At 73.0% G+C, this 12,995-nt stretch carries 8 protein-coding genes; 4 read left to right on the top strand and 4 right to left on the bottom strand.

What is annotated here, in order from left to right:
* Positions 1–68: 68 nt before the first annotated feature.
* A complete protein-coding gene (locus Nocox_RS31200) occupies positions 69–1,346 on the bottom strand; it encodes an alpha-amylase family glycosyl hydrolase (RefSeq protein ID WP_020541974.1) in 1,278 nt (425 codons plus the stop codon).
* Positions 1,347–1,438: 92 nt separating this feature from the next.
* The gene (locus Nocox_RS31195) at positions 1,439–3,952 is read right to left on the bottom strand and encodes a DNA gyrase/topoisomerase IV subunit A (RefSeq protein ID WP_020541973.1); all 2,514 of its coding nucleotides are present in this window, start codon (positions 3,950–3,952) and stop codon (positions 1,439–1,441) included.
* A 112-nt stretch (positions 3,953–4,064) separates the two neighbouring features.
* On the opposite strand from Nocox_RS31195, the gene Nocox_RS31190 reads away from it, so the two are divergent.
* The gene (locus tag Nocox_RS31190) at positions 4,065–4,886 is read left to right on the top strand and encodes a TauD/TfdA dioxygenase family protein (protein WP_020541972.1); all 822 of its coding nucleotides are present in this window, start codon (positions 4,065–4,067) and stop codon (positions 4,884–4,886) included.
* A 3-nt stretch (positions 4,887–4,889) separates the two neighbouring features.
* On the opposite strand, the gene Nocox_RS31185 is transcribed toward Nocox_RS31190, so the two are convergent.
* Entirely contained in the window at positions 4,890–5,642 is a 753-nt protein-coding gene (locus Nocox_RS31185; protein ID WP_020541971.1) for a hypothetical protein, read from the bottom strand.
* 107 nt (positions 5,643–5,749) lie between these two features.
* On the opposite strand from Nocox_RS31185, the gene Nocox_RS31180 reads away from it, so the two are divergent.
* The gene (locus Nocox_RS31180; protein WP_033408463.1) at positions 5,750–7,837 is read left to right on the top strand and encodes a RecQ family ATP-dependent DNA helicase; all 2,088 of its coding nucleotides are present in this window, start codon (positions 5,750–5,752) and stop codon (positions 7,835–7,837) included.
* A gap of 162 nt (positions 7,838–7,999) precedes the next feature.
* On the opposite strand, the gene Nocox_RS31175 is transcribed toward Nocox_RS31180, so the two are convergent.
* The gene (locus Nocox_RS31175) at positions 8,000–8,893 is read right to left on the bottom strand and encodes a carbohydrate kinase family protein (RefSeq protein ID WP_020541969.1); all 894 of its coding nucleotides are present in this window, start codon (positions 8,891–8,893) and stop codon (positions 8,000–8,002) included.
* 168 nt (positions 8,894–9,061) lie between these two features.
* On the opposite strand from Nocox_RS31175, the gene Nocox_RS43390 reads away from it, so the two are divergent.
* Both Nocox_RS43390 and Nocox_RS31160 read left to right on the top strand, forming a co-directional pair.
* Entirely contained in the window at positions 9,062–12,103 is a 3,042-nt protein-coding gene (locus Nocox_RS43390) for a GNAT family N-acetyltransferase (protein ID WP_020541968.1), read from the top strand.
* 214 nt (positions 12,104–12,317) lie between these two features.
* Complete coding sequence (locus Nocox_RS31160) at positions 12,318–12,911, top strand: DUF5998 family protein (RefSeq protein WP_020541967.1); 594 nt, start codon at positions 12,318–12,320, stop codon at positions 12,909–12,911.
* Positions 12,912–12,995 lie beyond the last annotated feature (84 nt).

The following is a 12,995-nucleotide window of genomic DNA, read 5'->3' as shown; positions in this document are numbered from 1 at the left end:
CCTCCCGATTTGGAGAGCGCTCTCTCCCTCTGTGATCGGTGGCCGCCCCGGTTTCATAACAGCCTGAGTCAGGACAGAGTGAGGATTTTCCACCCGTGCGCGGGGACGAGACACGGGTCGCCGCCGGTCGCGGGCCCGTCCGAGGACTCCGCGACGGCGAGGCCCGCCGCCTCCAGCGGGAACCGGCAGGGCTCGCCGCCCACGTTGAGCAGGGTCAGGACGCGGCCGGGGCCCGCCGCCTCCAGCGCGACGGCGGTGTTGGTGAGATGGAGCAGGTTCGTACGCGCCCGCGCCAGCCACGGATGACGGCGGCGCAGCCCGATGAGCCGCTGGTGCAGCCGGTAGACCGGCCACCCCGCCGGGTCCAGTTCCTCGGGCCGCCCTGGGAAGGCGGGCCTGACCGCGTCGTCGCCGCCGGGCCGGTCCTCCTTGACCCCGCGAAAGCCCTGCTCGTCGCCGTAGTAGACGCTCGGCAGCCCGGCCACCGTGAACAGCACGGCCAGCGCGTGACCGACGTGACGCCCGTCGTCGAGGCGGCTGGCGAGCCGCGTCACGTCGTGGTTGCCGGCGAACGTCAGCGGCGTGAACGTCTCCAGCAGCTCGTCATGCCGCTTCAGCGCCCAGGCCAGCTCGAAGAAGTTGCCGTCGTTGAGCGAGCTCCAGAGCGCCTTCCACAGCTCGTACTGGGTGACCGAGTCGAGGCCGCTCTCCGCCACGTAGGCGGCGTAGTCGCCGTGGATCACCTCGCCGCCGAACCACGCCTCGGCATCGCGCGGGCGCACCCGCGCGAGCGCCCGCCGCCAGAACGCGGCCGGCATCGCGTACGCGGCGTCCAGCCGCCAGCCGGACGCGCCGCGCCCCAGCCAGTGGTCGAGGACGCGGACGACGTGGTCGAGCACGTCGGGATGCTCGTGGTCGAGCGTCACCAGCCCGTGGTGACCCTCGAACGTGCGGTGCCCCTCCCCTTCGGGGACGAACCAGTGGGCGTGGGCCGGATCGCCGAACAGCGGATGGCCGCGGCCCACGTGGTTGAACACGCCGTCGAGGACGATCCGCAGCCCGCGGGCGCCGGCGGCGGCCACCAGGCGGTCGAAGTCGGCGTCGTCGCCGAGGCGGGGGTCGATGCGGAAGTGGTCGATCGTGTCGTAGCCGTGGGTCTCCGAGGCGAAGATCGGGCCGAGCTGCAGGCCCGAGCAGCCCAGCTCGACGGCGTAGTCCAGCCAGCCCTCCAGAGCGCGCAGGCGGTGGCGTACGGGCGCGCCGGGCGGCAGGGCCACGGGCTCGGCGCCGGTGAAGCCCAGGGGGTAGACGTGCCACCAGATCGCATGCTCTTTCCACGACGTCACCCCAGTGAGCCTAACTCTGCCCATGGGGTGACCCGGCGGCCCTCACCCCGGGGGCCGGGGCCGCCCCCTGGCCCGGCCGCCGGGCGGCCCGCCTACTCGTCCTCCTCCTCCGCCGGCCTCGCGTCCGAGGCCGGGCGGCCGGGGCCGGGGCCGGCGGCGAGGGCGCCGCCGACGGCGCCGATGGTGTGGGTGAGGCGGATGCCGGAGCCGTCGCGCCGCCCCAGCTCGTCCGGCAGCGGCACCGGCTTGCCCACGGACGAGACCGCCTTGGCCGGTGCGGGCCCGGCCCAGGCCAGCAGCAGCTCGTCCTCGCCCTTGAGGAAACGCTGCGCCCGCACGCCGCCCGTGGCCCGCCCCTTGGCGGGGAACTCCGCGTAGTCGGACATCTTGCCGCCGCCGACCTGCGTGCCCGGCAGCGCCGTGGACGAGCCGGCCACGGTGACCACCACGGCGGGCCGTTCGGGATCGACCGCTCCGAACCAGATCACCCGGGAGCCGCCGTCCAGGCGGATGCCCGCCATGCCGCCGGCCGGGCGGCCCTGCGGGCGTACGAGCGAGGCCGGGTAGCGCAGCAGTTGCGCGTCGGAGGAGATGAACACGAGGTCGTGCGACTCCGACTCCAGCTCGACCGCGCCCACCACGGTGTCGCCGTCCTTGAGGGTGATCACCTCGAAGTCGTCGCGGTTGGCCGGATAGTCGGGAACCACCCGTTTGACCACGCCCTGCTGGGTGCCGAGCGCCAGCCCTGGCCCGTCGGGATCGAGCGAGCCGAGCCCGACGACCCGCTCGTCGGGCTGCAGCGAGACGTACTCGGAGACCGGGTGGCCGCCGGACAGCGACGGCGGGGCGCCCGTGGCCGGCAGCGTCGGCAGGTCCACGACCTGCACCCGGATCAGCCGGCCGAGCGAGGTGACCACGCCGACCTCCCCGCGTACGGAGGTGCGCACCGCCGAGACCAGCACGTCGTGCGCGGACCGCTCGCCCTCGCCGGGCAGCGGCGTGGCGTCGGCGGTGCGGGCCAGCAGGCCGGTGGACGACAGCAGCGCCAGGCACGGGTCGTCGGCGACCTGCAGCTCGACCACCGCGGTGCGGCTGACGCCCGCGGCGTCCAGCAGGACGGTGCGGCGCGGCGTGCCGTATTTCTTGGCGACGTCGGCCAGCTCGCCGGAGACGACCTGGCGCAGCTTGGCCTCCGAGGACAGGATCTCGGTCAGCTTGGCGATCTCGCCGGTCAGCGTCTCCTTCTCGGCGTCGAGCTCCAGCTTGTCGTAGCGGGTCAGGCGGCGCAGCGGCGTGTCGAGGATGTAGGCGGCCTGGATCTCGGTGAGGTCGAAGACGTCCATGAGGCGGGTGCGCGCCTGCGCGGAGTCGTCGGAGGAACGGATGACCTGGATGACCTCGTCGATGTTGAGCAGCGCGACGATGAGGCCGTCGACCAGGTGCAGGCGCTCCTCGCGCTTGCGGCGCCGGAACTCCGAGCGGCGGCGTACGACCTCGACGCGGTGGTCGACGTAGACCTGCAGCAGCTCGCGCAGGCCCAGCGTGCGCGGCTCGCCGTCGACGAGCGCGACGTTGTTGATGCCGAACGACTCCTCCATCGGCGTCAGCCGGTAGAGCTCCTCCAGGACGGCCTCGGGGATGAAGCCGTTCTTGATCTCTATGACCAGGCGCAGGCCCTTGTGCCGGTCGGTGAGGTCCTTGAGGTCGGCGATGCCCTGGAGCTTCTTGCTGGTCACCAGCTCCTTGATCTTGGTGACGACGCGCTCGGGGCCCACGTTGTAGGGCAGCTCGGTGACGATGATGCCCTTGCGCCGCGGCGTGATCTGCTCGATCGTGCACTTGGCCCGCATGCGGAAGGTGCCGCGCCCGCTCTCGTAGGCGTCGCGCACGCCCTGGAGCCCGATGATCGTGCCGCCGGTCGGCAGGTCGGGGCCGGGCACGAACTCCATCAGGTCGTCGAGCGTGGCGTCCGGCTTCTTGATCAGGTGGCGGGCGGCGGCGACGATCTCGACGAGGTTGTGCGGCGCCATGTTGGTGGCCATGCCGACCGCGATGCCGCTGGTGCCGTTGACCAGGAGGTTGGGGAAGGCCGACGGCATGACGACCGGCTCGGTCTCCTGGCCGTCGTAGTTGGGCTTGAAGTCGACGGTGTCCTCGTCGATGGACTCGACCATGAGCATCGCCGCCGGGGCCAGCCTGGCCTCGGTGTAACGCATGGCGGCCGGCAGGTCGTCGGGCGAGCCGAAGTTGCCGTGGCCGTCGACGAGCGGCAGGCGCATGGAGAAGGGCTGCGCCAGGCGGACGAGGGCGTCGTAGATCGCCGAGTCGCCGTGGGGGTGCAGCTTGCCCATGACGTCGCCGACGACGCGCGAGGACTTGACGTGACCGCGGTCGGGGCGCAGGCCCATCTCGGCCATCGAGTAGAGGATGCGCCGCTGCACGGGTTTGAGGCCGTCACGCGCGTCGGGCAACGCCCGCTGGTAGATCACCGAGTAGGCGTACTCCAGAAAGCTCGTGCGCATCTCGGAGGAGACGTCGATGTCGACGATGCGCTCCTCGAAGTCCTCTGGCGGGGGTGCTGTCGTGCGTCGGGCCATGTCGAACATTGTGCCGAAGGTATTCGGGTGCCCGCGACGGGTGCGCGGGACGAGCGCCCTTGACCAAGCAAGCGCTTGGGTCGTACGTTCGGGACACCGGATCCCCTGACTCGGAGACGTCATGATCGAGTTCCGTCCCGTGACCAAGCACATCGGCGCCGAGGTCACCGGGGTCGATCTGCGCAAGCCGCTGTCGCAGGAAGAGGTCGCGACCCTGCGCGAGGGCTGGCTCAGGCACCTCGTGCTGTTCTTCCGCGACCAGCACATCGACGACGAGCAGCACCTGCAGTTCGCCCTGAACTTCGGCACGCTCAACCACCCCGCGTTCAAGAAGGACGCCGGCAGCCCCATCCACGTGCTCGACCAGACCTCGCCCAAGGGCGAGGGCGGCGACGAGTGGCACAGCGACAACACCTTCGAGCCCACCCCGCCGATGGGCTCCCTGCTGCGCTGCGTCCAGCTCCCGGGCGTCGGCGGCGACACCTGCTGGGCGAACACCTACCTCGCCTACGAGTCGCTCTCGAAGCCGCTCCAGCGCCTGTGCGACGAGCTGACCGCCGTGCACGACATCACCATGTCGATGAGGAAGGCCATCTCCAAGGGGCATCCGTTCGACCTGGCCGAGGTCCAGGCCAAATGGCCGCCGATCGAGCGGCCGGTGGTGCGGGTGCACGCCGAGACCGGCAGGAAGGCGCTGTTCGTCAACCGCGCGTCCACGACCCGGCTGGTCGGCCTCACCGACCGCGAGAACGAGGCGCTGCTGCCGCTGCTGATCGACCACATCCGCTCGCCCGAGTTCCAGTGCCGCCTCCAGTGGCGTCCAGGCACGCTCGCCTTCTGGGACAACCGCCCCACCCAGCACTACGCGGTCGCCGACTACACCGAACGCCGCCGCATGCACCGCGTCACCATCAACGCCTTCCCCGAGCACGCCGACGGGTAGGGGCTAGAACAGGCGCGTCACCCAGCGCAGGATCCTCGGGAGGAAGGGGATCGCCAGGATCTCCAGGCCGTAGGCGATGTTGCGCCCGGCCGGGCCGTAGAACATGTACGCGGCCCCGGCCAGCGCGCACCCCACTGTCAGGAGCGCGTCCAGCAGGCCCAGGGCGATCGCCAGGGCCAGCCGGATCACGAACCAGACGAAGTCGAAGAAACCGTCCACCGGGGAGTCGTCGTAGGCCCAGCTCGCCAGCGCCAGTGGCGTGTACCAGCAGTCCTCCCAGTACTTCCGCCACTGCTCGGCGAAGTGGTTCGCCCCCTGCCGGGCGGCGGCCGGGGCGGCGGGCCGGAACTCGATCGACTGGATCTCGCCCCGCGTGGCGTCGAGGAACACCTGGCGGCCGGCGACCCGGACGACGGTGGTGCCGTTCACCAGCACGTCCACCGCGCTGCCTGGCTCGTCCACCCGGTACACCAGGTCGCGCGGACCGTCCGGGGTCGCCTGCCGTACGACGAGCAGGAAGGAGTCCCCGGCCGCCGGCGGCAGGTCGGCCCCGATCGTGAACGCGCCGAGCGGGGTGACGACCTTGGCCTCGGGCGTGATCTGCAGCCCGTCGGGCCCCCACTCCAGCGACAACGGCAGCCCTGGCGGCTCGTACTCGCCCTTGCATCCGCCGAGGACCAGGACGAGGACGGCGATCAGGGCCGTCGTCCAGACGAGAGGAGCACCGGGGAACCGAGCGGGGATGCCTGGATGCATGTCGCCACCTGGTGGACGGGGGGTTCGTGCACATCAACGTCCGGCGCGGCGGTCCTGTTCCGGCGTGGAGGCGCGAAACGTCGGAGGGAGCTGGTAACAAGGAGGGCATGATTGATGCCCCCGATGCCGAGGTGCTGCGCGACGAGGCCGAGGAGCGCCTGCGCGCGCTGGCCGGCGAGCACGCCGTGCTCCGTGACGACCAGTGGGCCGCCATCGAGGCGCTGGTCGTCGACCGGCGGCGGGTGCTCGTGGTGCAGCGCACCGGCTGGGGCAAGTCGGCCGTCTACTTCGTGGCCACCGCGCTGCTGCGCGAGCTCGGCGAGGGGCCGACGGTCATCGTCTCGCCGCTGCTCGCGCTCATGCGCAACCAGATCGCCGCCGCCGAGCGCGCCGGCATCAGGGCCGTCACCATCAACTCCGCCAACCCGGAGGACTGGGAGGAGATCTACGGCCAGGTCGCCGACGGCCTGGTCGACGTGCTGCTGGTCAGCCCCGAGCGGCTCAACAACCCCGACTTCCGCGACAACGTGCTGCCCGAGCTGGCCGAGAGCGCCGGGCTGGTCGTGGTGGACGAGGCCCACTGCATCTCCGACTGGGGGCACGACTTCCGGCCCGACTACCGCAGGCTGGCCCAGCTGTTCGAGGAGCTGCCGCCCGGCATCCCCGTGCTCGCCACCACCGCCACGGCCAACGCCCGCGTCACCCGCGACGTCGCCGAGCAGATGGGCGAGGACACGCTGGTGCTGCGCGGCCCGCTGGAGCGCGAGAGCCTGCACCTGTCCGTGGTCCGCCTGCCCACCGCCGAGCAGCGCCTGGCCTGGCTCGCCCAGACGCTGCGCGAGCTGCCCGGCTCCGGCATCGTCTACACGCTGACGGTGGCCGCCGCCCACGAGGTCGCGGGCCATCTGCGCGAGCAGGGCCACGAGGTGGCCGCCTACTCGGGCCAGACCGATCCGGCCGAACGGCTCGCGGCCGAGGAGGCGCTGCTCAACAACAAGATCAAGGCGCTGGTGGCGACGAGCGCGCTCGGCATGGGGTTCGACAAGCCCGACCTGGGGTTCGTCGTGCACGTGGGCGCGCCGCAGTCGCCGGTCGCCTACTACCAGCAGGTCGGCCGGGCCGGTCGCGGCGTCGAGCGGGCCGAGGTCATCCTGCTCCCCGGCGCCGAGGACCGCGACATCTGGGCCTACTTCGCCTCGCTGGCCTTCCCGCCCGAGCCCGTCGTCCGCGCCACCCTGGCGGCGCTGGAGGAGCGCGGCGTCATGTCCACGCCCGCGCTGGAGACCGCCGTCGACCTCAGCCGGAGCCGGCTGGAGATGATGCTCAAGGTGCTCGACGTCGACGGCGCCGTCCGGCGGGTCAAGGGCGGCTGGGAGGCGACCGGCGAGGAGTGGGCGTACGACACCGAGCGCTACACCCGCATCGCCGCCGAGCGCCGCGCCGAGCAGGAGGCCATGCTCGGCTACCTCACCACCACCGAGTGCCGCGAGCACTACCTCCGCCGGCACCTCGACGACGACACGGCCGGCCCCTGCGGCCGCTGCGACAACTGCACCGGCAGGCACCGCTCGCCCGACATCGCCCCCCAGGCCGTCGAGCAGGCCCGCGAGCGGCTGAGCCGCCCCGGCGTCGAGCTGGAGGCGCGCCGGCAGTGGCCGACCGGCCTGCCCGACCTGTCCGGCCGGATCAAGCCCGAGCTGGGCGCCGAGCCGGGCCGGGCGCTCGGCCGGCTCACAGACATCGGATGGGGCAACCGGCTGCGCGAGCTGTTCCACGGCGACGACGGCCCGGTGTCCGACGACCTGCTGCGGGCCGTGGTGCAGGTGCTGGCCGCCTGGGACTGGCGGGAGCGGCCGGTCGCCGTGGTCAGCCTGCCGTCGGCGTCGCGGCCGCAGCTCGTACGCTCCTTCGCCGAACGTCTGGCGCAGATCGGCCGGCTGACCTACCTCGGGGAGCTGGGCTACCGGGCGGGCTCGCCCGGGCAGCAGTTCAACAGCGCCAAGCGGGTGCAGGCGATCCGCGCCACGCTCGCCATGCCCAAGGACCTCGCGGGGCGCGTCGCGGAGTGCGGCGGCCCGGTGCTGCTCGTGGACGACCGCGTCGACACCGGCTGGACGATGACCCTCGCCACGGCCCTGGTCCGGCACGCGGGGGCGCCCGCGGTGCTGCCGCTGGCCCTCGCCACGGTCAGCTGACACCGCCGCTCCCGCCGCCCTCCGCACGGGGGGCTGGGCGGCCGTTGGCAGGGCCTCGAAGGGCGGGAACGCCTCGAAGGGAGAGAGCGGCTAGAGGGGAGAGAGCGGCTCGAAGGGCGGGAACGGCTAGCGGGGAGAGAGCGCCTCGAAGGGCGGGAACGGCTAGAAGGGCGGGCGGGCGCCGAGGTGCATGATCGCCTTGGCGGCCAGCCGGCAGCCCGAGGCCAGCGACTCGGCCGGCGGCTTGCCCTCCAGCCACGGCGGCAGGAACCCGGCGCAGAACGCGTCACCCGCGCCCGTGCCGTCCACGATCTTCTCGACCGGCTCGGCGGCGGCCCGCACGGGGTCGGGGCGGCCGTTGCTGTACCACAGCGCGCCCTCCTTGTTCATCTTGATCACGACCTGCGGGAACCACGCGGTCAGCACCTTGGCCGCCGCCTCGGCGTCGTCGCGGCCGGTCAGCACCTTGGCCTGGTCGATGTTGGCGAACAGCAGCTTGGCGCCGTTGGTCCACTCCAGGAACGGCTCGGCCCCGGTGCGCTCCAGCGGCGCCGACGAGGCGCAGTCTACGGAGATCGACATCCCGGAGCGCCTGGCCATGTCGAGCGCGGCGAAGCCCGCCTCGCGCGAGCCCTCGTTCATCAGCGTGTAGCCGGACAGGTGCAGGTGGGCGCCCGAGGTGAACAGGTCGCGCGGCAGGTCCTCGGGGGACAGCGCGGCGTTGGCGCCGGGGTCGGAGAGCATGGTGCGCTCGCCCTTGTGCGTGACGAGCACCACGCAGGTGCCGGTGGGCCGCTCGGGATCCATGACCAGGCGCGCGTCGACGCCGTAGCCCATCAGCTCCATGTCGCGGTTGCGGCCGGTGATGTCGGCGCCCCTGCGGCCGATGAAGGCGACCTCGGCGCCCTCGACGGCAAGCCAGGAGGAGATGTTGGCCCCGGACCCGCCGCCGTGCATGGTGACGACCGCCGGGGTGTCGCTCGCTCTGGCGAGCGCATAACGGGCGCGCGCCACCGCGTCGGTCATGAGATCGCCCACCACGACGACCCGCGTCATGATGCCACCACCTTGCTGCCTTCAGAACGACCCTGGCCACGGCAAAACTAACAGCTTCCAGGCCGACCGTGGGGCTGACCGGCGACACGAGGTGGGAGTCGATGCACAAGCGTTGCCCAAAACGCCCTCCGGTCTTGGCATTTGGGATGCGGGTTTACGCTCGTTGCTGTGGAGGCACAATATCCGGCCCACTGGGAGGCCGACGTCGTCCTGGCCGACGGCGGCACCGCGCACGTACGCCCCATCCGGCCCGCCGACGCGGACCGCCTTCGCTCCTTCTACTCGCGCCTGTCCGACGAGTCGATCTATTTCCGGTTCTTCGGCCCGCGGCCGCGCCTGTCCGACCGCGACGTGGAGCGCTTCACCAACGTCGACTACGTCGACCGCGTCGCGCTGATCGCCACGATCGGCACCGAGATGGTGGCCGTCATCCGCTACGACAAGACCGGCCCGGGCGAGGCCGAGGTCGCCTTCCTCGTCGAGGACGCCCACCAGGGCCGCGGCGTCGCCTCCGTGCTGCTGGAGCACCTGGCCGCCACCGCCCGCGAGCACGGCATCGAGACCTTCGTCGCCGACGTGCTGCCCGCCAACATGCGCATGATGGGCGTGCTGCGCCAGGCGGGCTACACCGCGCAGAGCCGGTTCGCCGACGGCGTCGTCCGCATGACGCTCGACCTGACCCCCACCGAGACCTCCGCCGAGGTGACCACCGCCCGCGAGCACCGCGCCGAGTCCCGTTCCATCGCCCGGCTGCTCACGCCCGGCTCGGTGGCCGTCATCGGCGCCTCCCGCGAACCCGGCGGGGTCGGCCAGACCGTGCTGCGCAACCTGCTGGCCGCCGACTTCACCGGCCCCGTCTACCCGGTGCACCGCGAGGTGCGGGCGGTGGCGGGCGTACGCGCCTACCCGAGCGTCACCGCGATCGACGGCGACGTCGACCTCGCCGTGGTCGCCGTGCCCGCGGAGAGCGTGCTCGACGTCGTCGAGGAGTGCGCGGAGAAGGGCGTGCACGGGCTGGTCGTGGTGTCGTCGGGGTTCGGCGAGACGGGCGCGGAGGGCCGCGAGCGGCAGGACGAGCTGGCGCGCACCGCCCGCTCCTACGGGCTGCGCGTGGTCGGCCCCAACTGCCTCGGCATCGCCAACACCGACCGCGCCGTGCGGCTCAACGCCACGCTCGCCGCCACCGTCCCCGGCCGGGGGAAGGTCGGCTTCTTCAGCCAGTCGGGCGCCCTCGGCACCGCGCTGCTGCAGCGCGTGGCGCAGCGCGGCATGGGCATCTCGTCGTTCGTCTCGGCGGGCAACCGGGCCGACGTGTCGGGCAACGACCTCCTGCAGTACTGGGAGGAGGACGACGCGACCGAGGTGATCCTGCTCTACCTGGAGTCGCTGGGCAACCCGCGCAAGTTCACCCGCCTGGCCCGGCGCATCAGCCGCGGCAAGCCGGTCGTGGTGGTCAAGAGCGGCGGCACGCCCTCGGGGCACTCGGCAGAGGAGCTGGGGCTGCCCGACTCGGCGATCAGCTCGCTGTTCGCGCAGGCGGGCCTCATCCGGGTGGACGACCTCATCCAGCTCTTCGACGTGGGGCAGCTCCTCGCCTACCAGCCGCTGCCCGCCGGGCCCAGGGTCGCGCTGGTCACCAACTCCGACGCGCTCGGCCTGCTCGCCGCCGACGCCTGCCTCGCGGCCGGCCTCGAACCGCGTCCCCCCGTCAACCTGGGGGCCGCGGCGGGGGCCGCCGAGTTCGGGGCGGCGCTGGAGGGGGAGCTGGCCTCCGCCGGCGTGGACGCCGCCGTCGTGATCTACATGCCGCCGCTGCCGGGTGACGCCGAGGCCGTGGCGGCCGAGCTGCTGCGGGTGTCCGAAGGCAGCGGCAAGCCGGTGCTGACGACGTTCGAGGGGCATCTGGGGATGCATCCGGCACTCCAGGTGACCGAGCCGGGGTCCCCGCGGGAGCGGCCGGCGCCGGCGCGGGGGTCCATCCCCTCGTACGCGGCCCCGGAGGAGGCGGTCCGCGCCCTCGCCCAGGCGGTCAGGTACGCGGCCTGGCGAGCCCAGCCCGCCACCCCGCCGCCCGCCCTCGACGATCTCGACCCCGACCGCGCCCGCACCCTGATCCACACCCTTCTGACCGCCTCCGAGCCCACTCCCACCCCCGAGCCGGTTCCCGAGCCCGCCGCCGTGCCCGGCCCCGCCCTCGCCCCCGCCCCAGCCCCCGCAGCTGGGCCCGGGTCCGCGCCCGCGTCCGAGGCCGCCACCGCGCCGGCGCCTAGGGCCGAGCCCACCACCGAGTCCGAGCCCACCACCGAGTCCGGGCCCACGCCGGGGTCGGAGCTCGCGCCGGGTTCCGGGCCCGTTCCCGCGCCCGATTCGGAGCCTGTCTCCGAGGCCGGTCCCAGGCCCCTTCCGGAGCCCGCGACGGAACCCGCCGTGGAGCCCGCGACGGAACCCGCTGCGGAGGCCGCGGCGGAGGCCACTGGGGAGGCCGTTGTGGAGGTCGCTGGGGCTCGGCGTGGGGTGCGTTCGGCCGCGTTCGCGGAGCCGGGGCCGCCGGTCGAGATCGACGCGGCCGAGCTGCTCTCCTGCTACGGCCTGACCGTGTGGCCCTCCGAGGTGGTGCATTCGCCCGACGAGGCCGCGGCCGCCGCCGAACGCCTCGGCTGGCCGGTGGTGCTCAAGGTGGCCGACCCCGGGGCCTCCCGCCGGGCGGGCACCGTACGCCTCGGCCTGACCGGCCCCGAGATGGTCCGGCACGCCTACGCCGAGTTCGCCGACCAGCTCGGCGCGAAGGTGCTGGCCGTCCAGCGGATGGCGCCGCAGCCCGCCGTGCCCACGGTGGTGGGGGTGGTCGAGGACCCGGCGTTCGGGCCGGTGGTGTCGTTCGGGCTGGGCGAGGTGACCGCGCGGCTCCTGCAGGACCAGGGCTACCGCCTGGCGCCGCTCACGGCGGAGGACGCCACTGCCCTCGTCCGGTCGGTGCGCGCCGCCCCGCTGCTCTTCGGCGAGTACGGCTACCCGCCCGTCGCCGTCGACGCCCTGGAGGACCTGCTCGTACGTGTCGGCCGCCTGGCCAACGACCTGCCCGAGGTGGCCCGCCTGGATCTCGACCAGGTGCTGGTCGGCGAGTCGAGCGTGATGATCCTCGGGGCCCGCGCGACCCTCCGCACCCCGGCGGGGCCGCGGCTCGACGGCGGTCCGCGCAGGTTGTCGTGATCCGTGCTGTCCCGCTCGCCCCTGTCGTCCCGGTGATTCCGGTGGTTCCGGTCAGCCGGGCCGTCAGGGCCGTCAGGGCCTGCCGTGGGCGCGGACGTCTTCGGCTTGCGGCGAAACACGCGGCCGATGTGCCCCTTGCTGCCTGTCCGAAAGACGTTATAGAGCGTTATATCCGGGCGGTGAGTGCACGGCCGACCCCTGGCAGGATGGAGCCATGAGGGAAACCCGAGTCTCAGCCGCGGGCCTGCGTGAAGCGATCGAGCGCAGCGGCTACTATCCCGACCTCGTCACCGATGCGGTCGAATCCGCGCTGGGCAAGGAGGCCGTGACCGCGTTCGTGGTGCATCACGAGGCCACGTTCGATCCTGCCATGGAGGTGCGCAGGCACGTCACGGTCCTGGTGCTGACGGCGACGCGGCTGCTGGTCTGCCACACCGACGAGCATCCGGCGGTCGAGGGCGTCTCGACCTCCCACGCCTCGACCACCACGGAGGCCGTCCGGCTGAGCCGCGTCCAGTCGGTCGCCGTCACCCGCGTGGTCCCCGACCCCGCCTCCTACGTCCCGGGCGTGCCGCCCACCGAGGTCACGCTCACCATCGGCTGGGGGGCCATCTCCCACGTCGATCTCGAACCCGCCACCTGCGGTGACGAGAACTGCGAGGCCGACCACGGCTACACCGGCGCCATCACCGCCGACGACCTGTCCCTCCGGGTCAGCGAGGCGGCCGACGGGCCGGAGGCGGTCGCGCACGTCCTGGCCTTCGCCAAGGCCCTGTCCGAGGCCACCGCCCGCACCGCCGGCGCCTGACCTCGCCCCCGAGCCCGGGGGCCCGGCTCCGCCGCCCGCCGCGCAACGTCGTCGCGCTCGGGGGCCCGCTCTGTCGGACGGGCG

This window comes from Nonomuraea coxensis DSM 45129 (assembly GCF_019397265.1).
Taxonomy (GTDB): domain Bacteria; phylum Actinomycetota; class Actinomycetes; order Streptosporangiales; family Streptosporangiaceae; genus Nonomuraea; species Nonomuraea coxensis.
The sequence above is the reverse complement of the archived record's forward strand: the minus strand, read 5'-3'. Positions and strand labels throughout refer to the sequence as shown.